This is a genomic window from Endozoicomonas sp. (assembly GCF_965196975.1).
GTDB lineage: Bacteria > Pseudomonadota > Gammaproteobacteria > Pseudomonadales > Endozoicomonadaceae > Endozoicomonas.
Window position 1 is genome coordinate 3026023 of record NZ_OZ239981.1, and the last position, 23684, is coordinate 3049706.

Below are 23684 nucleotides of genomic sequence, written 5' to 3' on the forward strand. Positions count from 1 at the left end.
ATTCTTAAACTTCTCTCCCTTTTACTTTTAAAACCATAAAAAGGGCGATACTCGAAAGCACTGCCCTTCTTGTTCTCACTTGACGTAAGGTTAGAGACTACAAAATGCAGCCACGACCATTAAAGTGGTCGAATATCTTCAGCCTGTGGGCCTTTCTGACCCTGAGTTACTTTGAACTCAACGCGCTGGCCTTCCTGCAGGGACTTGAAGCCATCACCAGTGATTTGCCGGAAGTGAGCAAACACCTCTGGTCCACCAGGACCGGCGCAGCATGATTCCCCCAATGTTCCGAGTGCTTCAACTACCCTTGAGTCATTTGACGTTACCGTTCGAAAAGAGGCTGTTGATTCATGGGTCATAAGAAAGCAGATACCGTGGTGGTTTTGGATCTTGAAACCACAGGGTTCTCTCCGCGCAAAGGTGACCGAACCATTGAGGTGGGCGCTGTGCTGATTGAACATGGCACGGTCACAGACCATTTTCAGGGGTTAATGAATCCTGGCTTTCCGGTCAGCGAGTTTATTTCCGACTACACTGGCATTACCAACGCCATGCTGGAAAATGCACCATCGTGCAGTGAGGTGATTGGAGAGCTGGCCCGGTTTATCGGTTCGCATAATCTGGTTGCCCATAATGCACCGTTTGACCAGCGGTTTCTCGATAATGAGATGGGTTTGGCGGGTACGACCTACTCAGGCGAGTTTGCCTGTTCCCTGGAAGCGGCAAGATGGGTGTACCCCAATGCACCCGATCACAGACTGTCAACACTGGTGGATTATAAGCATCTCCCAACCGATGGCACCTACCATCGGGCACTGTCTGATGCCAGGATGACGGCCCATCTCTGGCTGGCCATGTTGAACGATTTGTCCCGGATACGGCATTCAACACCTATCGCTTTTTCGGACATGCAGTGCCTTAGAGCAGTGATGGAGTATTGATTCTTAATGCGACATCAAACAAGCCAGAAGACTGGTTACCGGTTGATGATGACTATTTTGGTGATGTAATGACGATAAACACAGAATACGATGCCTCATGGGATGAGGGTAACCATGTGCTTTACGACGCCATGTTAACTGAATGGAAAAACCGGGACTGGTATGAATACCTGGTTGTGAATCTGACTTTTCCGTTCCCGGCCATCCGACTCGAGGATAACTCAGGCCAATTTTCAACCAAGCGGGATGTGCCATTTGGCCAGGGTCATACTGTTGAAGTTAAAGACATTCAAATGGAAGATGATCTGCGGGGCTTAATCGTGAGTGTGAAAGAAGGCCGCGAGAAAGGCCACCTTCCCCTTTGTGAGCTGGAAGTCACGGCTAAAGACCATCCCTGCTACTGGCCACTTCGGGAGTATGTAGTCTGGTTTGCCAACCGGTGAGTTACCCCGCTGAATTTACGATAATTGATATGGAATGCAAACGATGTCCCAATGGACAGAACAGGCAATCATTCTTGGTAAAGCCATCATACTTCAGTTTCACCATCGCCTCGTGGAAGAGTCAGACGGAGATGAGCATTACATCATCAACTTGAAGACGGTCATTCATGGCATGATTTCCACCGCTTCAGACCCACTCAGTCGAAGACAAGTGCAGCAGACTTTGCACGATTATGCTCGTAACCTCTATGTTCAGTTTTGCTTCCATAGAGATCAGACTAATGATCAGTCCGCCCTGGAAGAGGCATTGGATACGTTTGATTTTCTGTATGAGCATGAAGGTTGGCCACAATAGCCTCTCTTCTGCTTCTTGCCTTCAATCCGAATCCGTAAGGCATGGGTCAGGACGAATGGAGCCATTTAAACCTTTGAGCTATTTTCTAATAAACTGAGTGGTATGATAGGACATTATTTTTTTGTCACTGCCATCTCAGAGATAAGGGATCATGCAACCCGCAACTACCAAACTCTTCCTGATCAACGGTAGTCCAACCGGGCTGCGAACCGCTGAAATTTCAAACTGGACGGGTAAGGCCATTGCTGGTCCCCGAAGTGATCTTGATGATTTATTAAGGCGACCGGAATTACAAAGCCCTGGAGTGTATCTGTTAACAGGTACCGATTCTGAGTCTGGTGACCCTGTTCTCTATGTTGGAGAGGCCGAGAACGTCTCTAAACGCCTCAAGCAGCACGCAAAGACAGAAGAAAAAGATTACTGGGTTCATACCTCTGCTTTTGTCAGCAAAGATGACAACCTGACTAAATCCCATATCAAGTATATTGAGGGCAAGCTCATACAACTTGCTCACAGTAGCAAACGCATGATTGTAATGAACAGCGTTTCCAGTGGCTCTTCTCTACCTGAGGCTGACCGAGCAGAGATGGATATTTTTATCCAGAAAATCCTGCAACTGTTGCCGGTATTGGGGATTCACCAGTTCTCTGTTATGGCTACACTTTCCCCTTTTCAGTCCAATCCCAAAGCTTCGATCTATAGTGATGAAGTCCCACTTTTCCACATTAAGAGCAAGGGAGTAACGGCATCTGGCAGGAGATCCGAAGAAGGGTTTACGGTATTCAAAGGATCTCTGGCCGTAAAACTCGCTGTGAAGGCATGCCCTGCCGGTGTGGTTAAAAGCAGAGAGCGTCTGCTCGAAAAAGGGGTTATTGCCCTCAACGACGACCACTTTGTATTTACCGAGGACTACGAATTTTCCAGCCCCAGTACGGCTGCGGCTTTTGTTCAGGGTGGCAGTGTGAATGGGCTTACGGCGTGGGTAAATGGTGAAAACCAGACGTTGAAGAGTTTTGAGAGTCAGTAGTCTTTGCGTTGCCCTGACGTGAACATTCAGGAATCATCCACAACATTCAATAATTACAGTGAAACCCTATGGATATTCTAAGTACCTCTCTGGCCACCCTGATCACCTCGATGAGTGGCAACATGACGGACAGCTATGTTGAGAACGTGAATAGTCAATTGACGCCTGTAGTGATTGAGCATCAGGGGCATGACATTTATTTCAAGCACCATTTGTGGAAGATTCGCAGCAATAGCGTCTGCCAGAACAAACGGCACAAGATTACCGAGTTTTCTCAATGTACCATTGCAGCCAAGTCTGCATTCAATGAGGTCTGTAAAGTCAGCAGTGGCAAAAACTTCTCCAACCATAAAGCTAAATCGATGGTTCGTATGTATTGCCAAGCCGCTTCAACTTTTCAGCCCACTATTGCATCAATCCAATCAGGTTCTCTTAACGATGGTTCAACCAATACTCAACTACGCCAACTCAAGCAACAATGCTCAATGCTAACGCTTGAGAGTCAGGAGTCATACGACCCTACGATTGAATCCAAACGAGCAAAGGTTTGCTCTGAATATAAGCGTCTTTCTGATCAGAAGTAGTCACTCTCTGCTCAAAATGTAACGCCTCGATGATCTGGCGCAGCACCAAAAAAGGGATCAATTTTGGCCATTTTCTCTGGCTGTAGCCGTTTTCCCACTGGTAGAGGAATAAGAAAATGATTAGACGTGGACCTCTGACTCCATCTGAGGTCAGTACTTTGAATTGCTTCCAGGTATTGGTGGTTACCATAGCTCCTCCCTTTTGCTTTTCTGAAAACCACAAAAAAGGGCAATACCCGAAAGCACTGCCCTTCTTTTCCTCACTTCACGTGAGGTTAGAGGCTACAAAATGCAGCCACGTCCATTACAGTGGTCGAATATCTTCAGCCTGTGGGCCTTTCTGACCCTGAGTTACTTTGAACTCAACGCGCTGGCCTTCCTGCAGGGACTTGAAGCCATCACCTGTGATTTGACGGAAGTGAGCAAACACGTCTGGTCCGCCATTTTCCTGGGCGATAAAACCAAAACCTTTCTCGTCATTGAACCACTTAACAGTACCGGTAGTAGTAGACATAGTCATATCCTGAAATTTAATAATAATGTGCCTTGTCATAAGGCGGTGGAGCTAGAAGCTTATTCTTGTTAATGAAGAGTATTTATGACGAATATGACGGGTCACTACACCCGGAACATCAAATCTTTGCATAACAAATAAATCACACTTTTAACGTTCCGCCATTATACAGCGCATAATCCTAACCGCTATGGGCACTTACATTCAATCGATAACACAAGATGCTCAGCCGTTGGTGTATCGCTGCCTATTGATATACATCAATAGCCGCTTTAAAGCCCATTGATACGCATCAATACCCGCCCTCCAAAACCAGCAGATCATTCCGTCACCAATAATTTTTACACGTTCGGAAATCAATCATGCTTCTTATTGCGCAGTTTTTATTTCTGCTGCTGATGCTGTACATCGGTAGCCGGAAAGGGGGAGTCGGTCTTGGGGTGATCTCAGGGATTGGCTTATTGATCGAAGTCTTTATTTTCCGCATGACACCGACTTCTCCACCGGTAACGGTCATGCTGATTATTCTTGCCGTCGTGACCTGTGCCTCCATTTTGGAAGCCGCCGGTGGCTTGAAGTTTATGCTGCAGATCGCAGAACGCGTGTTACGCAGGAACCCCAAGCATATCACCCTGCTTGGGCCACTGGTGACCTATGCAATGACCTTCATGCTGGGCACAGGTCATTCCGTTTACTCGGTGATGCCGATCATTGGTGACATCGCCCTGAAAAACAAAATCCGCCCAGAGCGCCCCATGGCGGCCGCTTCCGTTGCTTCTCAGCTGGCGATTACGGCAAGCCCGCTGTCTGCTGCGGTTGTTTACTACCTGACCCAGTTGGGCGGCATTGATTCCTCCATTACACTGGCGTCCATTCTGGGCGTTTCAATTCCGGCGACCCTGCTGGGCACAATTATTCTTTCCCTCTATAGCATGCGCCGTGGCGTTGAACTGGAGGACGATCCTGAATTCCAGCGTCGTATGGCTGACCCGATTACCCGCAAACAGATTGAAGAAACCACCGCAACCAGTCTGGACGAGATCTTGCCTGCCTCGGCACGCCACTCGGTTTACCTGTTTATGGCCGCCATCGCCACCATTGTACTGGTCGCCATGATGCCGGAACTCAGAACCATTGCTGGCAAAGCCATCAAGATGGACGCCATTATTCAGATGATGATGCTGGCTTTTGGTGGTCTTATGCTGCTGTTGACCAATACCCCGGTGAAAAAAGTACCTGAGGGTGTGGTGTTCAAATCAGGCCTCGTGGCTGCCATTGCCATATTTGGTATTGCCTGGATGAGTGATACCTATTTCCAGCATGCCATGCCGGTATTTCAAAGCTCCATAAAAGACATGGTCAATCAGCATCCATGGACCATCGCGTTTGCCATGTTTACTGTCTCTGTGGTGATTAACAGTCAGGCCGCCACTGCACGTATGATGTTGCCGGTAGCACTGGGGCTTGGCCTGTCCCCACAGCTGCTCATCGCCATTATGCCTTCGGTCTATGGATACTTCTTTATCCCGAACTACCCATCAGACATTGCAACCTGCAATTTCGACAGCACCGGCACCACCAAGATTGGCAAGTACTACTTCAATCACAGCTTTATGATGCCGGGTCTGATTGGCGTTATTTCCGCTTGCTGTATTGGGTATGTGCTGGCGAGTATTATCATTTAATAAAACGATAGGTGGCCCTGACATAGGGAGGGTCACCATTAATCTGAGCGGTGCATTGATTACCAAAATCAAGTGGCATCCCTACTTCACATACCTCCTCCGCCAGTACCGGGTACCAAACACAATACCAACACCAATGAAAAGGTAGATCGGAACCAGCCACAGTTTCATCAAGGTCGTGTCAATGACAAAACTCAGAGTATCCGGGTCGTTCCAGTAATCCTGATACCGCGCAACAGGGGCAACCAGGGAAAACAGCCCTAAAGCAAACGATGTAGAGACCGCCGATCGGACGATAAACCAGTGGTTATTCATCCAGCTTCGTATGAGCTGAAAGAGGTAAATATTTACCATATCAGTGATCAGCAAGCTGACACCCAGTGCAAGGAAGTTCCCCGGCAGCTCACGGTATAACAATTCCACCGGCTGCATGTCGTGATGATCGGGGCCGCTGCTATGAACTGAACCTTCAAGAAATTTGACATGAAGCCACCAGACTGAAGCTACCAATATCAGCATCGCACTACTGTATATCACGGTCTGCCGTGCACGCCTTATTCCGTATAATTCCGATATCGCATCCAGAATAAAATAGGTGAGTGGAAACAGAATACTCCCCCCAGTGAATTCCATACCCTGAACATGAAAATGGCGCATAAATACAATCGGGCAGAATACCAGTAACGTCAGGTAGAGCCCCCCCAATACCATCAGCATATTTTGCTGAGTCAAGAGAGAAAAGGAATAACAGCCATACACGCCTTGATCGGCTACGACCTGTGGATGTTGTTTCAACATAACGTAGAGCCTGGCCCGATCGGCATTGGATAGATCATCAACCTGACCAGAACCAATAAATAGCGGTATTTCCCTGATACTCTTTGCCCCTTTCTGTAGCACTGTAATTTCATCACATACCGGATCGTAACTCACAAACTTCATGGGCGTTCCCTGATTCTTGTTATGGTTCCATGTATTTCATACAAGCCTGTAGCACTTCAGATAACTAAAAATCAGTGGTTTCATCCACCTTCCAGTAATCCATATTGCGCACTCGGCCAATCAATTGCGCCTCCCCTCGCTGATTTGCTGTTTTATTGTTTACCGTTATTTTTTGTGTATTTTTCAACTCACATTCATCGTAAAACGCCTGATAGCAGCCAAGCTTTTTCTTTCCATTGATGATGTACCAGGCCAAATAAATACCGGGCTCTGGCCTTGGTTTTTTCTCCACTGTCAGCAGCGTATTGCCTGGAAAGTAGTCGTTCATCTCAGGCAGATAGATAAACCGGTATAACTCCGGATCCCTGGGAACATGGCGCTGGCTGTTGAATATGTCCGGTACCGATATGTCGATATCATAATCACCCCCCTCAGAAGGAACGACAGTAACCGTAGTCCTGAACGCCCCCTGGCGTAGGCTTTTCCGCTCATGATCATAAGGACCACCACGACCATAACCCAGCCACTGCGGGCTAACCCCCATAGCCTCAGCTAACCGCTCAAGATACTTATGGGGATTACCGATCTCCCCATTGGCCAGCTTATAGAGGTACCCACGGTCAATTTTTGTTCTCCGGGCAAGCTTGGAAACTCCGGTAATACCAGAGAGCGCCATCGCCTGCTCCAATCGCTCTGCCATTTCTGGATGATTCATGGGTAGTTACCGTTATTCCTGTAATATCGTTCTGCCAAAAGGATAAGCCGGAACTGTTTTTCAAAGTCACCGGGATATCGCTCCCGGAGAAAACTAATCAGCATATTGAAGGATTCCGCCATCTCTTTTTCTAATTCTTCTACAGCTACTTCTGAATCTACGTCCATGTACATTAATTCCGCAATCGATAGAAGAAAACTGCTTGATCATGTGTTCATCCTATAACCAATAAATCGGAGGCTTCAATATTTTTTTATAATTTATTCTAATTTTTTGTAGATATTTACCATTATCACCATAATCGTTTAGCCGTTTGGATATTGCATTAAAAAGACTTTTTCATTTCAGTAAAGCGAGGAAATAAAACTGCTCATTTTTCAGTTATTCTTCTATGGACGTGTAATAGCAGCAACCACCAAGGTGGCTAACAGGTTGTGTACTGGCTTATCCACTGAAATTGTGGATAAAGTGAATATCCATAAATGGTTAAGTAACCGGCTATATGGAATCGAATATTTCTGGGTGAGTGGATAGTTACTATGCAAGGCACAGCGGCAAGAGCATAGCCGTAGCTATGTGACCAGAGTTGTATCGCTGAAGGGTGATTAACCACTTAATCAGAAAATAGGATTTCATATGGTTTTATTTATGCTCGACATGCACCTGAAATAGCTACAGTCAGCAATTTTGTGGGACTTCAAAGCAAGTATGATCAGACACTGCCGCCCATTTTTCACCCCTCAAAAAAGCGTTATCATCAGTCAGAACGGCAATTTGTAGTTGTTCAGGAAGAAAAAGATGAATAATTATTACCTCTCTTTAGGTGCAGACCACCCCGATTACCCAGGCTATGTGCGAATTACGGCTCCCACCCGTGATGATGCCCGCCAGTTAATGGAAAGCCATCATGGCCACGACTGGACTGGCTGTTTTGAAACCTTCGATGAGCTGGATACACACCAGAGGGTTCAGCGGGACTATCTGATCTTTGATAACCTGACCGGCGAGGCTCTCACCTGGACTTGCCATATTTGCAAGGAAAAACGGCCCGACAGTAAAATAGAGGTCACTCAACGCACGTTACTGGAGGCTGATGATGCACCGGTCTACAACGTCCGATACTGCATTGATAACGATGAGTGCCAGCACTGTATTGATGCCTTTATTGAACAGCAGCGCGGGGGAGTGAATTAAACAGCGTTGAATGGCCATGCAATTAAGAGCAGCCAGACGCATTGACGAGACTGCTCTGGCACCCGGTCGCAGGTTGGTCACATCAGGAGTGCGCCCTTGGGTTCTGGTTATCCTCCGCCCACGCCAGGGCTTTCTGAAAAGCCGCATCGCCATATTGTGCTAAGCTAAAGCGACGGGTCAGAGCACAAGATTTACGATTCCGCTTTTTCTGGGAGATATGCGCAAGCCAACCGGCTTGACCGTCTTTCTGGGTGTATTTTTCGATGCTCATCATCACCGGCGATCTCCCTTTTGTGGTAATCATTGTCCGTCAGCGGCCTGCTTTCCGGCGGTGGGTAATTATTCACCAGACGTGATCCAAAAACCTTGATACGTATCAATACTTATTACCGACAGATCAGGGTTCGAGTATCTACTGAATTTACACCCACCAATCAAGGTGAGGACAAAAATGGTTTGCCAGGAGATACTCCTTAACAGTCAGAGAATGATCAAAATGTGTTCTCTTACACTCTGAATTTTACGAATAAAAGCTCATTAACAATCACCGACAAACAGAGAAATACACAACCGATCAGCAAGAAACAGCTGTATCAATTTTGATTTGATCACCATCAATGATCGCTGTACCGTAGACTTTCAAGCCCTGAGAACCTTGAGGATTGATTGTCCATGCTGAAGAAAAAAACGATCAAAAAAACAGCGGAAACCGAAGTGACATTTGAGTTCGCTCAACCGGGCATCAAGTCAGTGTCGCTGGTTGCGGACTTTAATCAGTGGCAACCAGTCACCATGAAATACCACAAAAAAGAAAACGCCTTCCGGACCAAAGTAAAGCTGCCCGGCGACAAAACCTTCCATTTCCGTTACCTGCTGGATGAGACCATCTGGGAGAACGACCATAACGCAGACGACTACGTGCCCAACCCTTACGGCAGTGATAACAGTGTGGTCTACACAAAGATCAAGAAGTAATTAAAAGAAAACCCCGTCACCATAGGGGGATGACGGGGTTTTCTATACCAGCATAAGGAGTGATGTGGTATCGGTAAGCTACCAGAACGCTACTCGATGGTCAAAAAACAATCGCTCCAGCCTGCTTAACTGAGGCACTCAAACCGCCTGACGGCATGATCACCCAGCAACGACCGAACCTTCTCCTTGCACTTATCCACGCACTCCGTCTCGGTCATCTCATCAACCCGTGCGGCGCATTTTGGTCCAAAGATGTCCAGCATCAGTTGTTTGCACTGCTGTTTTTTGGAGGGAGTTTCAATATCAAGATCAATCATGATACACCTGTATTACCTTATGAAAGCCAGTTCCTGATCATCGAATTTAATTAGAACGTACAGCTATCTCATCTAATACAGCAAATCGATCCCTAATCCTCAGTGTAACCACCCGGACAGTGCGCAGCCAAAGGAGGTATGGAATAACAAGTCCCGTCAGGTAAACAGACCGTTTATCGCAACACCGCCAGCACTCCACCACAGAACATCTCCGGCCTTAGCCATCGGTGATGAGATATTGACAGAGAGACGCCTATTTTACGGGAGAGTCTGGCTTTTCTGCTGATAATATTCTCGGCAGGTTTCAATAGGGTCCCGCCCCTCAGACATTTGCTGGTTCCACCGCTGAACCCCACTGCGAATTCGAGACTGGCGCTCCGTGTCCGATAACTCTGGGTTGTCCAGCATCGACAGGTAGCCGTATAGATTGCGGTCCATTCTGTACTGGTTTGTCTGCCTGTTTTTTCTGATGGTTGAATTATTCATAATTACCCTCTACGAGCTCTGCGACAGTTAGCTTGTCTATCAACAAAGCTAATCGAGTCGTGGTGTTGAAATCGTCTGCCAGGCAATAAGATGGGTGAATATTCCCTTTCTATGCCTAATACCCCCGAAGGGTTTGAAGTTGCAACACAGGGACAAGCGAACAAAATCATAGGAGCATTGAAGTACTGTGTGACTAGCCAGACTGGTTGCACCTATCAATGAACACAGACCACAACAATAGCAATTTCATAGGCGACGGGTTTAAAAGCAGGCGAAAACTGACAGGATACTTAATCGTGCTTTCCTATAGGATGCAAGGCAATGATAACTTATATCGAATCAGCCTGACCTGAATCAAATGGGCAATGTCCACGCAAAAATATTCTTGCACCTTTGCCTATGAAAAAACACAATGCCTCCAATCCTGTCGCCTGTATGAACATATATCGAGCAACAGAAAGAGAATAAAAAAGACCGGACGTTATGGGGGACATTCTATGGAGCCAGCAGCCGCCTCAATTTCCATTCCACCATCATCTTTTGATGCATGGCTACAAGACCAGTCATCGAACCTGCAATCCTGGTTCAAAAGTCAGCGTGGCACTATTGACGGGCTCACTGTTCGAAAACACCCTGCCTGCCTGAAACCACAGATCTTCCTACCTGCCGATGAAAAAACAGCTTATGACCGGGCCCGATTTGACTTGATGATAAACACTGGCCGAGATATCTGGTGCATCACGCTGGACATGGTCTTTTACCTAAAACCTCGCGTGACCGATGAAGGCAAGCTGGCCAACGCCAGTATTCTGTTTACCGTGCTGGATGAAGATGACCGGCCCAAGGTGGTTGACTACCTGCCCGTGTGGGAGAACACATCAGCTCAGCACGTTGGAGGGGACTTTACAGCAGAGCAATGGATAACACACTGGTTCAGAAAACTCACCAAAAGCCGGAGGCTTCATCGCATCTTTGCCTATAAAACATGGATAAGGGAAGCTGACTAACAACAGATTGGAGATAACACTTTCTTATCGTTCACTGAGCCCATAGTACAATGGATGGACAAATACGGATAGACTCCCGCCTCTTGTTGCATCAGACTTCAGCCAGTCTCAAAGTTTTTGCTGATACCTGTCCCCAGATAGGGTCAGCATTTTTTTTCCGAGCAATATCAACGACGGATTCAAGTTCCGACACTCAGCTCAATAGGTCTCCATAAAATTCGATTGATTTCATATAAAAGTGCGAACCAGTCTTTAAATATGGCGGAAGCATTTATGATACGAATTCAGGGTGTCTACTGAATGGGGTTAGTCAGAAAAAGTAGTTGCTGTATTGACTGATTGGATCTAGGCAAGTCATACCAGACGACATTGCCAGTCAAAAAGAAAAAAACGGACCCTAAAGCCCGTGAGATAAGATTTTCTCTGCAAAATTCACAGTAGGTAAACTGCGCCCCAAGAAACATGGTTCATTAGGAACAGTGCCTCTTCCGTGAGGACGTGAGCATCCTATTGAAAACAGCAGTCCTTCGGAATTGGTAGTAGCACCTAAAATGGTGCGACTAAGACCTTGTGTCTGGACGGTTAACTATCGGAACGGCTGCTGATAGCGCTTTACAGCATTAGTGGCCACCTGGTTAATCTGCTGGTTCAGCCGGTCGAGCCGTTCCCGCTTGGTATCTCGATCCATGTTTCGGTCTTCCATCACCTTGCGGACTTCCCTGCGCAGCTTGCTGATCTCCCGGCTGGCCTTGTTGAGCCCAGCCTTGTTTTTCAGTCTGGCACTGGCTGACTGTTCCAGCTCTTTAGCTCGCTGGTTTTCCCCGGTTTCCTGATAGTGCTTGATGGATGAAGCAATGGCATTCACGTCCTTGTTCATTTCATACAGATCATTGGTGTAACGGGTGCTGCCTGTGATGCGATCACCAAAGAACGAACCGACCACCGGGTAGTCCTGTTTGTTCCATGCGGGCTTTTCCCCTTCACCGGTCAGGTGTCGGGTAACCGCATCGGTCACCGCCAGCGTTCCTGTGGCAAAGGCATTGAAATAGCCTTTCAGCAGGTGTTCCAGCTTTTTCGGGGAGCGCATCCACTCCGGTGCGCCTTCGGGAAGGTACTGCACCAGTTCCTTTAGCGTCTCGCTGGTGTAGGGGTCGTATTGGGCTTCCGGCTTAAGTTGCTGCAAGCTCATGGGCACAATATCCCGGTCACGAAAGCGGTCGCGGTTCTCACCCACTTCCCAGATCGGTTTGATGAACTGCGGTATGGGCGTGGACTCCAGGTTAAACATCGCCATCCCCAAAGTCACCATGGCATCCTTGGTCCACTTGGCATCCTCATGGCCCATCATGCCTTGCCACAGGAACTCCGGTATGGTGGCAAAGATATGCCCCACCTCGAACGGCTTGGGGATTCGGAAGTGGCCGTCTTCTCCGTCACCGATCCAGAAGTGGTGATAGGCCACTTTCTCGTCGGTGCTGAGTTCCTTGTAGCGATCATCGTCTTCAAACAGTCGCACCAGCAGCCAGGAGGCAAAGCCATACATCAGCCCCCGCGTCAGCACCTCACCGGATAAGGCGCTCCAGTGCAGTTCATCACCGGGCTTCACACCTCGCCACATCCGGTTCACACCCTGAAGCAAACTGTTGGTGAACTGAATGGATTGGGTCAGGAACCGAACAATGCCCCACTGCCCCTTACGGGTAAAGTTCATCACATCCAGCGACTGATAGGCGGCTTCCGCCGTTGAACCGCCTTCCTCCTTTACCCGTTCAAAGACGTGCAGCCGGTTGGAATCCTCGAACCGTGCGCCAATGCTGTCCCAGAAGTCGATCAGTTTGCCGGGCGTGCTCAGGATGCGCTTCTGCTCCGCAGGGGATAGCTTCTTGCGAATGTTGTTGTAGTTGCTGCGGTAGTGACCACTGCTACTGCTGCCTCCGGCCATTTTCATCGCCCACAGGGAGTCATCCTCATCCAGGGACTTTCTGAAACCACGAATGGCACCGGCCAGCGGGTTCATGCCTACGACCTTGCCGTTGACCTCCGGGGCAATATGCACTGCCGTGGATAGCGTATCCCGGGTCAGGTTGCGGAACCAGTAAGCAGGCATCGCCGTGACACCGCGCCGGACTATTTGGCTGGGAATGCCCACCAGTTTCATAAAACCGCTCTGCAGCTCTGGCCCGATGTCCTGAATGGAGGCCAGCAGCAATGGATCATCCACCGCGTAGGTTTCCAGCTTGCCATCGCGTGAGACACTGGTGGTCCCTTTCAGGGTTTCGTATTTGGCCATCAGCGACTTCCAGCCGCGCATCTGCGCTGGGGTCAGGTCGGTACTGACGCCGATCCCCTGAAGAGCTGCCTTTACATCGTCGTCAGTAACGGTAATGGCACTCTCAATTTTCTCCACGGCCCCCAGTTGCAGGGCGTTATCGATGACCCGTTGCTGGGCGATATTCTTCAGGGCCGCATCGAGCATGGAACGGGTATTGCGCACCATCGCTTCCAGTGGGGCTATCTTTTCTACACCACCTTTCAGCCGTTGAATACCGGAGGTTTGTCCGCCGAGTCCTTTTTTAGGCCGAATAAACCGCTGGTTTTCTTCCTGGTATTCCAGGTCGTGTATCCGGTTGAACGGGATGTAGTCGCCGGTATCGAACAGCTTGCGCTGTTCCTTGTCGAGTGTGCCGGCGGCTTCCATAAAATCCAGCAGGTCACGGTTGTGCTGCTGGTAGTCGTCCATCACCTGCTTGAACCGCTTCGCCAGTTCCGGCTGGGTATGCACCCAGTTCTGAATGGTGTCGATCCGTTTCTGGTCGTACAGGTTTTCCCGGTTCTGCTGGCTCAGTTCCTTGCCCAGCTTCAGGTCTTTTTCCATCTGCCTGCGGTCACGATTCCAAGCCGAGCGACCGCCCTGATACTCATCCGGTGCCGTGGCATCCAGCGTATCTTTCATGGCCTGCCCCTGAGCCAGCAACTGATTGCCTTTGGCCCTGGCCACTTTGTCTTCCTCCATAATTCGCTGCGCACGGTGGCTGCCTTCGTACACTTCCCAGATAGCAAGCTCATCCCGTTCGGTGACCGGCTTCAGCAGTTCAAACAATCCTTTGCTGCCCGGCTTGATGACAATGCTGCCCTCTTTCAGCATCGGGGTGCCTTTATGGAAGGTAGCATCGGTCACATTGTCCAGATTGCGGGCCAGGTAAACGGCTTTGCTGGCAGACACCGTTGCGTCCATCAGCTTGCCATCGTTCAGCAGCTTCTCCTGCTGTTCAATAATGGCGGCATCGGTGAATACGCCCTGATTGATATGGAGCAAACCGCGCTTGATATGCTCTTTCAGCGGTTTGGCCTCCCACCACTCCCGCAACCGGTCGTGCCACGGCTTTGGGGCAATGCCGCCGTGGATGTCGTTGATCACGGACTGCACATCGTCGGGGAGGTCTTTCAGGGAATAGCGGGGAACATTATCCTGTTTTGCTTTTTTATTATCTTTCAAAGCAAACAACGGCTGACCATCCTTCAGCACAGACTCTTTCATCTTGTCGGTGACGGTCACCGACCAGACTTTATCGGGCCTGGTGTCATAAGGGTACTGCGAGCCATTGAAATGGATCTCGACAGGCTCCATCGTTGCCCCCCACTTTTTGGTGTACTTCTTCATGTAGTTGGCCAGGCGCTTGTCGTAGAACTCCCGCATCCCCCTGGCACCGTCGCCCATCAGCTCGTCCAGGTTCTCCAGGGTAAAGTCGGCGCTGTGCTCGGCGAATACCGCCCGATCAATGTCTTGATTGGCTCCATCTTGTGAGTCGAAATAGAGCCGCGAGCCATTGGACATATACAGTGCCTCACCATTGGCATCCCGGATAAACCAGCGGTTCTGCTGATCGTCGTTATCCTGCTCGGTGGACCATCGACTGCGCTCCTGCTGCAGGGATTCATAAAGGGAGTGGCTGTCCTCCCGTATTTTCGCCCCCAGACGATGGCCCACATAAGCGTCCAGCCGCTCTTCTGCAATGTGTTCTCTGCGGTTGCTGCCGTTCCGGTTTTTGATCGTTAAGGTGACATGGGTCAGTCGGCCTTCGTGGGTAAACTGGGGGGATACCTTCATCTGCTCTACCACCTGCCCGAGACTCGGATACCTCTCTACCTGTTGTGCCGCACTGCTCCAAGCGATCCGGTCAAAGCCGTTCTCCGCAGCGTGGCGGATCATCCGTTTCATCACCAGGTTGGGCCAGCTCTCTTTCAGGGGCGCATTAGGTACCTGACGGTAGAACCGGTGCTTGTCGGTATCGAACAGTGATTGTCGTTCATCTCGCAGTGTTTTCAGCTGGGCTTCGGCATCCACCCACTGCTGGAAATGGTTCTCTACATCCTCTGCAACCGTGGTCAATTTGTTATTCAGCTGATCCACCTGCGTCTGATTCAGGTTTTGTTCTGCCTGTTTAATCTGACGGGTAAGCTCATCACGCCGGGCACCGGCCTCAGTATGTTGTTTGCCAAACTCATCCCGTTGTTTAACGACAGCCCGAATCCTGTCATCAACTGCGTTTATCCGGTCATTGCGCTGCTCCTGTTTACGCACCGACTCTGGTGTTCGATAGCCACTTTCCCGACCCGCCTGATGCCAGTCACTCTGTACTTCATCGATAAACAGAATCCGTTCATTACGACCATGGACGTTTTCATCAAAGGTCTGGAAGCGCACATGAGCCAGTACGTTTTCCGTCGTCCCCCAGTGGCTTTCGTCATAGTCGTCCTGTCGCCACCGGGCAAAGGATTGATACTCGCTGACGGCAGCCGCAATGGCCGAGGCCTCAGTGGCATGGCCAGTGGTGATCATGGTCTTGTCATCACCATTATGGCGGTAGAGGGTGTAATCCCGGAACGCCTGACTCCAGCCCACATCATCCACCTTCATACCAGCAGGCATGATGCCTTTAGCCAGTGCATTGACTTCTTCTTCAGTAATCAGGCTCAGGTTCTTGTGATTCCGATCAGCGGGGAATACGTGGCTGTTGTTATCGAGAATCAGCAACAGTTCGGAATAATCTTCACCACCTTGCATGGCGTAGTTACGGTACTGAACGTCGGACTCATCCCGCAGCTCCGCTTCCAGGTCACTGCGCACATCCGACTCGTAGTCGTTCTCCCAGGCTTCCAGCGCGGCGTCTTCCTTATCGGAATAACTGATGTGATCCCGTACCAGCGCCTTGTCGTCCATAGCATCGACGCTGTTATTGGCTTGCCATTGCGCTTCTTCGTGGAGGGCGGATTCATTCAGATTGCCATCGTCATCCACCAGGGCATCCACTTCATGGTCATCCAGCTCGCCTTGTTCAAACCGCTGTTTCAGTTCCTGATAATGGAAGTCGTACTCATCCTCCCGCTGTGTTTCCCGTGCATCGTCCAGCAGGTGGGACAGCTCATCCAGCGAATAGCCGTGCTCGTAATCGCCAATTCGCTCGCTGATAAAGTGCTGCTGCTTTTCATAGACCCGCTCTTCCAGCTCTTGCTCATCGAACACATCAACACTGAGGTCTTCGTCGATCCGCACTTCATTCTGGCGGATAAAGTCCAGCACCTCGGCCCTGCTCAGCTTCTCGCCCTTTTTGTCCGCCAGCCACAGGTCGAGGCCCAGCCACTGGATTTCCTCGTCCTGAACGTTGTTGCCTTTCTTGATGGCATTGAGCCAGCTCTGGGCAGGCAACTTGTCAGATTTCACCGCAGCGGCACTGCGCTCCACAGCTGAGTAGAACGTCGGGGCTATGCCTGCATCGCTGTATCGACCGCTTTTACTGCTACCCGTATTCAAGCTGCCATTGCGCTTCAGATGACCACGGGCCGCACTCAGCAGCTCCACCGCATCGGCATCCGTCCATTTAATGTTGGGGAACAACCGGCGCAAAGCATTGCGGATCATGCTGACCACTTTGGTCAACAGGCCGTTTTTCGGGTCTTTCTCGGCAAGGTGCGCCAGGTATTCCTCGGCAATGATCCGGTTCGCTTCCGCTTCGCTCTTGCCTTCGGTCTGCCGGGCGTACCGCTTGCCCAGTGCCTGCTTCAGCCGGTCGTTCATATCCCGGTGGATTTCATCCAGCACGGTATCGAGCCGTTTACCCAGCAGACCACGGACGCCTTTATGACCCACCAGTTCATGGAGGACAGTACGCACCGCCTCGCCGGTGGTGTCCAGATTGGCTGCGATCAGATAGGTGTCGCCTGTCTCCGGGTCGAACATCCCCCGCACCCGGCCTTGTGCCTTGTCGCTGATCACCTTCTGGTAGAGGCTGGAAGGCAGCTCGGTTTCCGATTGCAGGACGTGAATGGACTGCCCCAGTTTCTGTTCCAGCGGCTTCAGCTTCAAACGCAGCGGACCGGACTTGATACCACGGGCGTTGCTGTCTTTTCGCAGGGCGTAGAAGGAACCCCGTTCGTTCAGGTCTGGGGTTCCTCTTTCGGCGGCAGACTGGTAGCTGCCATCCTTGCCGGTAAAATGGTCCAGTACCTTAATGCGGTCGCCCCGGTTGAAGAACCGGATCAGATTACTTGTGCCTGTCGTGGCCAGCGGCGAACCACTGCTTTTCAGGATGACTGACGAACTGTTGGTGCTGTCCAGTGCCGTCATAATCCGGGCAGCGGCCGGGTTGTCGGTTGGATGCCGCAGGGTCTTCAGATCACTTTCCGACAACGGCAGAACGCCAGTGACATTGTATTTGCTATCCAGCAACACCACGGCATTTCGGCTGATGGTATCAAGAAAAGGACTTACCGTTTCCGGTGAGCTGAAATTGATATGGGGCCGGTTATAGCGCAGCCGCCGTTCGGTAATGGAGAATGCCTTATTGCGAGCCATGCGTTTGGGGGCCACGGTACCCATCAGCACCGTACCATCGGCGTCCATGATTTTCGCATGGCCAGTGGTACCCACCACGGCATGTCCCATATTGATCACACCACTGCCGTCCAACACTTCGTTCAGGCTGTGGGTAATATGCACATCCGACATACTGGGCTCAGGATCACCGGAAGGATGGTTATGGGCAAACCACACGCTTTTGGCTTCAGGAGTGGCGACTACCGCACCGGCCAGTGTCCATGGGGATACACTGGCCGAGGCTTTCTGCCCCTTACTGTGCTTGATGACATTGATCACCTTGTCATTGCCATCAAGCACAATGGCAAGCATCTCTTCCTGTGCCAGCTTGCGGATCGGGGCGATAAAGTGGGCAAGGTCATCGTAGGTGTGAATGGTGTCGGTGCCAGCTCTTATGGTGCCGGTCTGGTCGTGCTTAACCAGAACCCGTTGGTTCTCGATGATCTGCTGCTTGCGTTCGTCACCCGATAGATCAGGGGAGGCGAACAGGTCCTTCTGACCAGCATCTTCCAGATCGGATTTTTTGCCACGGCGTTTGCGTTCTTCTATTTCTCCTTCTTCACTTTCTCCGACCCGGTAGCGTCCGGTTCCCTCATCAATTTGTCGAACTCCAATTGTGCCTTCAGCTTCTTGTCCCTGGCCGCCTGCATCTGTTGCTTCTGCTCGGGCGTCAGCAGATGCCCGTAGCGCAGATCGGATTTTGCCCAGGTTTCCAAGCAGCTCTGCCGCGCTCGCTTTGCCACCGAATCGGTCAGGGTCATTCTCTATCTCCTCTTTCAGCCGTTGCAGATGTTTATCGTGGGGGGCTTCCGTGGCGGCTTTCATCACCTGGCGGGTGACATTGCCGTGGAAGCAGCCCATACCGCCGTATTGGTCGCAGGAAGTGCAGTTAAAGTTCTTCTTCGGATCAGTGGGGTGCTTGATCTTTTTCCAGCCACCATCGACAGGGCATACCCGCTTCATGGCATCCAGCCCGAGCATACGACGCAGGGTTGCTTTATCGCCCAGGACTCGCTGACCGTGTTTAATGGGCAGAATCACCAGTATTCGGTCAAGATTGGCGCGAACGAAGTCAATGCCATTCTGCTGACCGTCAAACACCACCGCCAGAGGCAGCTCCGGGTGCTGTACAGCCAGTTCAAAGTTACTGTTGTCCACGGACAGTGCCCGCCAGTTCATCTCTGGCACCTGCTTCAGGAACTCCGGATTCTTGCTGAAGATCTGGAGCCGGATACCCTCCTTGTTCATGGTTCGGATAAAGGGCAGCCATTCCATGGAGCCATCGCCCATATCAAACAGGCGAAGGGCTTTGTTCTGGTAAAACTCCGGAGTGCCTTTGTAATCGTTGGCCGCAATCCGGGCGGTTCTGACCGGGTCTTTCTCCACTGCCCAGTTCACAACTTCCGATTTAATGATGGGATTACTGAACCGGTAATTGCCTTTGGTCGCATAACAGAAGGAAGCACAATCACGGCTGGGCATACAATCGACAAAGCTGCCATTGATGCTGTTCTCCGGTTTTCCGGCATGCCCCATGACATCCTCTGTGTGCAGGTAACGCCAGAGTCCGGGTTCGCCATGATCTTTCAGCGCTTTGAGGATCGAGGCGTTATCTTTCTGGGACAACAGCGACTGGTAATCCACCTCCCGCCCAGCCACCAGATCATCAATGGTCTGGCGAATCAGCATCGACTGGACGGTCTTCCTTGCCCAGGGCGTATCAGCCAGTTTCTTCAGCCGCTGGACAATGCCCTGCTTGTCAGACCGGCCATCCAGATACCGCTTGATCGCCGTCCGTTCCGCACCGCCCAGACTTTTAATGCCAGGCACCGAGTAGTGAGGCGCATTTCGGCTATTGTACCAGTCGCGCTCCCGGCGCTTGGTGGCACTTGCCCCGTCCTGGGGGTCGTACTCGCCACCCTTTTCCTCAATCCCGGCAAAGTCATCGTCCGTCCACTCATTGCTATCGAGCGTGCCATCGTCCACCGCATCCAGCAGGTCGTACCAGTCGCGCTCCCGGCGCTTGGTGGCACTTCCCCCGTCCTGGGGGTCGTCTACTTCGTCCCTTTTGGCTGTCTTTTCGGTTCCTGGGGCAGACTCAGTTGCTCGCTCCCCGGGTTCTCCCTGTTCACTTTTTCCGTTACCTCCTTCAACAGCTTGAACAGGTTCGGCTTTTTTTGTCTCCCAGTCGCGCTCCTGGCGCTTGGTGGGATTTCCCCCTTCCCTGGGGGTCGTCTTCGGGTCGATGATCGGTGTGGATTTATCGCCATGGTTTTTCTCCAGTTGGTTATTGGTCTGATTAATCAAGTCATCCAGTGTCGCCTCTGCGGTACCAAACATATCTCCATCGGCTTGTGATTGCTTTTGCAGGTATTGCTCAATCTGATTGGCCAGCTCGCTCAGGGCCTGACCAACCTGCTTTGACTTGTGGAGGTTGGCATCAAGCCACCTGGCGAACAGTTCGGTTTCCGGACTGAAGCTGTCCAGGAGGGAGTGCTGATCCAGAATCTCATCCACCGATTGGTTTCGGTTGCGGGAGTCCTGAAGGATACGGCTTGCTTCCACCAGTGATTCAATGATGCCATAGTTGCCGAGCTCCGAGTTTACTCCCTTGGCTCTGGCAAAGTGGGGGGCTGCCATGGCCAGTGACTTGATCAGGTTTTTCAGGTCTGGTTTGTCGTCCTCGGCAAATAGACTATTCAGTCGTTCATCATCGTAGGCTTTCATAAACAGGGCTGACTCTACTCGGTCACGCATCTGTTTATTCCAATCTCCCTGACGGGTTTTCAATTCTCCGGCTTCGCTACCCAAGCGGTCGGCAAACCGGGCAAGGAATACATCATTGCTGCGGTGTAGAAGGTCGCCAGTATCATCGGTATCAAAATGGGAAAGGTCTTCCTGAGTAATGCGGGAGGCATCGAGCTTGGCTTTTTCTGCCGGAGACATTGAGGCGGTATCACGAGCATTGGCTTCTTTGGTGAAAGCAATGCGCTGGTCGGTGTCCATTTCTCCCTGCCGCTGACGTACCAATACCGGCTGTTTGAAGTTATCCACAGACTCGGGCTTCAGGCCAAAGGATTCAGCATTCTGTTTCAGATGCTCCCGGTAGGCTTTCGCCCGTTCGGGGTGGTTTCGGTAGGCCTTGCGGATTGCCGACACACGTCCATTGCCACTTTCCACGACGCGGTCAGTGCCGATGATTGGCGCACCGCTACTGGCCAGCGGGTTGGCTCCCAAGAGTTTTGGATTAAGTTTGCTGGCGATCCCCCGGATCTGGTCATCACTGGCTTGCCGGGTTCGATCTCTTGGTTGCAGGTCTGCCGGATAGTCCGGATTTACCTTGCCAGTGTCGTTGTGGCTGGCGATCAGGTCATCGGCTTCGTAAAGGGCGTATTGGGTATGCAGCTCCCGTTCCGCTGTGGATACTTTTTCTTTACCACGCCCCATCACCGGTTTGATGCCAGACGGGGTGCCAGACTTCTCCTGTGCAGTCAGCCTGAGTCCTTCCTGTTGCTGGCGATCTTCAATGTCTTTGACTTCCCGTTCAAAGCGGATACCTTCACCACTTTCCACCATGGCTTTCAGGTTGGCCAATGCTTCTTTCATGGAGGTCGGCGTAATAGCACGGCCACTTTTACGAGCCTGCATTTCCAGCTTGCGCTGGTTCTCAATCAGCATGCGCACCCGACGCTTTTTACTGTCGTCACCAAGCTGCCAGTTAAAGGAACGAAACAACCGGTTCAGGCTGTTCATCCGTTCGGTGTAGCTGGCTAAATCCTGATCAGGGTTGCCGGTGTACTCTGGTGAGCCGGGGTGTTGGTTAGGGGCTTTGTCAATATTATCTCGGCGGCGCTGTTGGCTATCCTGCTGCACAGCCTGTGGATCTGTTCCTACTGACCCATAACGATTGGCAGTAAAGTCAGTGGGTGAATAACCCAGAGTCTTGGGTTGCTGTTGTGATACCGGCTGCTGCTCTTGGTCCGGACGGTAAGGAGCATTGGTCTGCTGTTCAAAGCCAGGGCCGGTAAAAGTGGTTTCACCTCTTTGTGCGGGGCTGTTGGGTTCAACATAAATAGCGTTATCGGTTTCTAATAGTGGCGGCTGTTGCGGGGAACGAGCCTTCTGTCGTTTATAGGCCGGTTGGTTATACTGGCTAAAATCGCCTGCACCTTGTGGGGCTGGTTGTTGTTCTTGTTGTGGCTCAACTTGTGCCTCAACTTCAACCTGTGGTTGTTCAGTTTGCCGGGATTTTTCTCCCAACTCATGGAGCTGGATCTCCAACCCGGCAATGGCCAGCGAGTTCTGCCGCAGTTGCTCAGCCAGCATGGTCTGGTCAGCATGGGGTTCCTGCATCTGGTCTTGCAGGGTCTGATGCTGGCTCTTCAGGTCGTTGAGCCTCTGCTGCTTCTCCCTGATGTCGTCCATATTGCGGGTTCGACCGGCAGCGCCCACCAGTCCACCCACCGGACCGCCGACCACGGCACCGGACAGTCCCTGCTCCAACGCCCCATCAGTCAGTCCTACCTCTCTGCCCACCTGCTGCTGGCCGTAGTTGGCCGCCATCTGCTGACCAACCCCTTCACCGAACTCCTGCGCCCCTTCGGTCAGGAACCCCTTGGCCGCATTCAGGCCACGGGTGCCGGCGTTCTTCAGGATCAGGTTCTCCATGGCCGGACCCGCCAGCCCCATGGAGAGCGCCCCCACCCCGGCAGCCGGAACAAAGGCGGACTGTGCCGCTTCCTCGGCCAGCAGGGCTTTGGCCTGCTCAAAAGGCTGGCGGGTATCGCCGCCTCCGGCCTGCTCATAGGTCTGCTGATAGAGTTCCTGGAACCTCGGCAGGTCTTTCAGTTGTTCATAACTGGCAGAGAGCACGGCGCTTTTGGCATCTTCTGAACCAGCCCCGCCGATCATCAGGCCACCGGTTGCACCATAACCAATGGCATGGCTGCCCTTGTCGATGATATTCGCCAACCCCTGCACACGTCTGGCATCTTCCAGACCGGTCACTGCTGCCGCTGCACCCGATGCCTGAAGCCCTTTCATGCCCAGTGCCGACAACCCTTTACTGGCCACACCACCGGGTATCATGGACGGTGCCAGAGAGCCAAGCCCAGAGGCAAACTGAAGACCAAAACCGGCAGCGGTACTGCCCTCGGTCAGCCCGAACCGGCCTTCGCCTTTCTTCTCGATCCCGAACCCCTGCATCGCCTCGATGCTGGACGGGGACATATTGTCGAGCTGTTCCTCGGACTTTTCTCGCAGCCAGTCACTGGCGGCATTATGACCATCGCCCCCCACCAGTCGGCTCGCACCGGATACCAGGTCAGCCGCACCGGCATAACCGCCATGCCAGAGGGCATCCCACAGGTCACCGGCATAGGAGCTGTCCGGGTTGCCCCGGCGGCGGGTATGCTGGTCAAACAGGGAACGGGCTTCCCGATGGTAGCCTTCCGGTATCTGGGGCTTGAGGTAATGCCGCCAATACTGCTCGCGCAACCGTTCCTGTTCCTGATCGTCCCCCTGCTGAAACATCGGGGTCGAGCTGAAATCGTTCCAGTTCATAGAATCGTCCTTGAAAAAACGCTGGCCGCCGCCCGCTACCCGCTGCCCGTAAAAGCGGGCCAG

General features: G+C 51.5%; 18 protein-coding genes. 10 read left to right on the forward strand and 8 right to left on the reverse strand.

Going from position 1 to position 23684, the window contains the following annotated elements; translation table 11 throughout:
* Positions 1 to 119 precede the first annotated feature (119 nt).
* On the reverse strand, positions 120 to 284 hold the full coding sequence (locus tag ACOCLE_RS13670) for a cold-shock protein (RefSeq protein WP_419537208.1): 165 nt from the start codon (positions 282 to 284) through the stop codon (positions 120 to 122).
* A gap of 66 nt (positions 285 to 350) precedes the next feature.
* Here ACOCLE_RS13670 and ACOCLE_RS13675 point away from each other — a divergent pair, with 66 nt between their 5' ends.
* From ACOCLE_RS13675 to ACOCLE_RS13695, 5 genes are all read left to right on the forward strand, one after another.
* Positions 351 to 941, forward strand: coding sequence for a PolC-type DNA polymerase III (locus tag ACOCLE_RS13675; RefSeq protein ID WP_066016376.1), 591 nt, complete (start codon positions 351 to 353; stop codon positions 939 to 941).
* Positions 938 to 1384: a calcium-binding protein gene (locus ACOCLE_RS13680; protein ID WP_419532924.1), complete on the forward strand. Its 447-nt coding sequence runs from the start codon at positions 938 to 940 to the stop codon at positions 1382 to 1384. Before ACOCLE_RS13675 ends, ACOCLE_RS13680 begins: the two co-directional genes overlap by 4 nt.
* Positions 1385 to 1418: 34 nt before the next feature.
* Positions 1419 to 1739, forward strand: coding sequence for a hypothetical protein (locus ACOCLE_RS13685; RefSeq protein ID WP_419532925.1), 321 nt, complete (start codon positions 1419 to 1421; stop codon positions 1737 to 1739).
* Positions 1740 to 1890: 151 nt separating this feature from the next.
* Positions 1891 to 2766, forward strand: coding sequence for a GIY-YIG nuclease family protein (locus ACOCLE_RS13690; protein ID WP_419532926.1), 876 nt, complete (start codon positions 1891 to 1893; stop codon positions 2764 to 2766).
* 68 nt (positions 2767 to 2834) lie between these two features.
* Positions 2835 to 3350 (forward strand): hypothetical protein, encoded by a 516-nt coding sequence (locus ACOCLE_RS13695; protein ID WP_419532927.1) that lies wholly within the window; start codon positions 2835 to 2837, stop codon positions 3348 to 3350.
* A gap of 304 nt (positions 3351 to 3654) precedes the next feature.
* Here the strand turns inward: ACOCLE_RS13695 and ACOCLE_RS13700 are convergent, their stop codons facing one another.
* On the reverse strand, positions 3655 to 3864 hold the full coding sequence (locus tag ACOCLE_RS13700) for a cold-shock protein (RefSeq protein ID WP_419532928.1): 210 nt from the start codon (positions 3862 to 3864) through the stop codon (positions 3655 to 3657).
* Between the two features lie 362 nt (positions 3865 to 4226).
* Between ACOCLE_RS13700 and ACOCLE_RS13705 the strand changes: the two genes are divergently transcribed.
* On the forward strand, positions 4227 to 5549 hold the full coding sequence (locus ACOCLE_RS13705) for an anaerobic C4-dicarboxylate transporter (protein WP_419532929.1): 1323 nt from the start codon (positions 4227 to 4229) through the stop codon (positions 5547 to 5549).
* Positions 5550 to 5630: 81 nt separating this feature from the next.
* On the opposite strand, the gene ACOCLE_RS13710 is transcribed toward ACOCLE_RS13705, so the two are convergent.
* The 3 genes from ACOCLE_RS13710 to ACOCLE_RS13720 all read right to left on the reverse strand — a co-directional run bounded on the left by ACOCLE_RS13710 (position 5631) and on the right by ACOCLE_RS13720 (position 7373).
* Positions 5631 to 6491, reverse strand: coding sequence for a queuosine precursor transporter (locus ACOCLE_RS13710; protein ID WP_419532930.1), 861 nt, complete (start codon positions 6489 to 6491; stop codon positions 5631 to 5633).
* A 64-nt stretch (positions 6492 to 6555) separates the two neighbouring features.
* Positions 6556 to 7206, reverse strand: a complete 651-nt coding sequence (locus tag ACOCLE_RS13715; protein WP_419532931.1) for a helix-turn-helix domain-containing protein — start codon at positions 7204 to 7206, stop codon at positions 6556 to 6558.
* Positions 7203 to 7373, reverse strand: coding sequence for a hypothetical protein (locus ACOCLE_RS13720; protein WP_175404600.1), 171 nt, complete (start codon positions 7371 to 7373; stop codon positions 7203 to 7205). Before ACOCLE_RS13720 ends, ACOCLE_RS13715 begins: the two co-directional genes overlap by 4 nt.
* 631 nt (positions 7374 to 8004) lie before the next feature.
* Here ACOCLE_RS13720 and ACOCLE_RS13725 point away from each other — a divergent pair.
* Positions 8005 to 8400: a hypothetical protein gene (locus ACOCLE_RS13725; protein ID WP_419532932.1), complete on the forward strand. Its 396-nt coding sequence runs from the start codon at positions 8005 to 8007 to the stop codon at positions 8398 to 8400.
* A gap of 82 nt (positions 8401 to 8482) precedes the next feature.
* Here ACOCLE_RS13725 and ACOCLE_RS13730 read toward each other — a convergent pair whose 3' ends face one another.
* Positions 8483 to 8674 carry a hypothetical protein gene (locus tag ACOCLE_RS13730; protein ID WP_419532933.1) on the reverse strand — a complete coding sequence of 64 codons (192 nt, stop codon included), beginning with the start codon at positions 8672 to 8674 and terminating at the stop codon, positions 8483 to 8485.
* A 398-nt stretch (positions 8675 to 9072) separates the two neighbouring features.
* On the opposite strand from ACOCLE_RS13730, the gene ACOCLE_RS13735 reads away from it, so the two are divergent.
* Positions 9073 to 9375 carry an isoamylase early set domain-containing protein gene (locus ACOCLE_RS13735; RefSeq protein WP_419532934.1) on the forward strand — a complete coding sequence of 101 codons (303 nt, stop codon included), beginning with the start codon at positions 9073 to 9075 and terminating at the stop codon, positions 9373 to 9375.
* Positions 9376 to 9530: 155 nt separating this feature from the next.
* On the forward strand, positions 9531 to 9746 hold the full coding sequence (locus tag ACOCLE_RS13740; protein ID WP_252020452.1) for a hypothetical protein: 216 nt from the start codon (positions 9531 to 9533) through the stop codon (positions 9744 to 9746).
* A gap of 204 nt (positions 9747 to 9950) precedes the next feature.
* On the opposite strand, the gene ACOCLE_RS13745 is transcribed toward ACOCLE_RS13740, so the two are convergent.
* On the reverse strand, positions 9951 to 10178 hold the full coding sequence (locus ACOCLE_RS13745; protein WP_066017567.1) for a hypothetical protein: 228 nt from the start codon (positions 10176 to 10178) through the stop codon (positions 9951 to 9953).
* A gap of 497 nt (positions 10179 to 10675) precedes the next feature.
* Here ACOCLE_RS13745 and ACOCLE_RS13750 point away from each other — a divergent pair, with 497 nt between their 5' ends.
* Positions 10676 to 11185 (forward strand): hypothetical protein, encoded by a 510-nt coding sequence (locus ACOCLE_RS13750; RefSeq protein ID WP_252020456.1) that lies wholly within the window; start codon positions 10676 to 10678, stop codon positions 11183 to 11185.
* Between the two features lie 586 nt (positions 11186 to 11771).
* Here the strand turns inward: ACOCLE_RS13750 and ACOCLE_RS13755 are convergent.
* The gene (locus tag ACOCLE_RS13755) at positions 11772 to 23621 is read right to left on the reverse strand and encodes an LPD38 domain-containing protein (protein ID WP_419532935.1); all 11850 of its coding nucleotides are present in this window, start codon (positions 23619 to 23621) and stop codon (positions 11772 to 11774) included.
* Positions 23622 to 23684: the final 63 nt, after the last annotated feature.

Excerpts from the sequence above, each read along its gene's own strand:
- ACOCLE_RS13675 (WP_066016376.1), top strand. The coding sequence starts at position 351 with ATGGGTCATAAGAAAGCAGATACCGTGGTGGTTTTGGATCTTGAAACC.
- ACOCLE_RS13685 (WP_419532925.1), top strand. The coding sequence starts at position 1,419 with ATGCAAACGATGTCCCAATGGACAGAACAGGCAATCATTCTTGGTAAA.
- ACOCLE_RS13690 (WP_419532926.1), top strand. The coding sequence starts at position 1,891 with ATGCAACCCGCAACTACCAAACTCTTCCTGATCAACGGTAGTCCAACC.
- ACOCLE_RS13695 (WP_419532927.1), top strand. The coding sequence starts at position 2,835 with ATGGATATTCTAAGTACCTCTCTGGCCACCCTGATCACCTCGATGAGT.
- ACOCLE_RS13700 (WP_419532928.1), bottom strand. The coding sequence starts at position 3,864 with ATGTCTACTACTACCGGTACTGTTAAGTGGTTCAATGACGAGAAAGGT.
- ACOCLE_RS13705 (WP_419532929.1), top strand. The coding sequence starts at position 4,227 with ATGCTTCTTATTGCGCAGTTTTTATTTCTGCTGCTGATGCTGTACATC.
- ACOCLE_RS13710 (WP_419532930.1), bottom strand. The coding sequence starts at position 6,491 with ATGAAGTTTGTGAGTTACGATCCGGTATGTGATGAAATTACAGTGCTA.
- ACOCLE_RS13715 (WP_419532931.1), bottom strand. The coding sequence starts at position 7,206 with ATGAATCATCCAGAAATGGCAGAGCGATTGGAGCAGGCGATGGCGCTC.
- ACOCLE_RS13720 (WP_175404600.1), bottom strand. The coding sequence starts at position 7,373 with ATGGACGTAGATTCAGAAGTAGCTGTAGAAGAATTAGAAAAAGAGATG.
- ACOCLE_RS13725 (WP_419532932.1), top strand. The coding sequence starts at position 8,005 with ATGAATAATTATTACCTCTCTTTAGGTGCAGACCACCCCGATTACCCA.
- ACOCLE_RS13730 (WP_419532933.1), bottom strand. The coding sequence starts at position 8,674 with ATGATGAGCATCGAAAAATACACCCAGAAAGACGGTCAAGCCGGTTGG.
- ACOCLE_RS13735 (WP_419532934.1), top strand. The coding sequence starts at position 9,073 with ATGCTGAAGAAAAAAACGATCAAAAAAACAGCGGAAACCGAAGTGACA.
- ACOCLE_RS13740 (WP_252020452.1), top strand. The coding sequence starts at position 9,531 with ATGATCACCCAGCAACGACCGAACCTTCTCCTTGCACTTATCCACGCA.
- ACOCLE_RS13745 (WP_066017567.1), bottom strand. The coding sequence starts at position 10,178 with ATGAATAATTCAACCATCAGAAAAAACAGGCAGACAAACCAGTACAGA.
- ACOCLE_RS13750 (WP_252020456.1), top strand. The coding sequence starts at position 10,676 with ATGGAGCCAGCAGCCGCCTCAATTTCCATTCCACCATCATCTTTTGAT.
- ACOCLE_RS13755 (WP_419532935.1), bottom strand. The coding sequence starts at position 23,621 with ATGAACTGGAACGATTTCAGCTCGACCCCGATGTTTCAGCAGGGGGAC.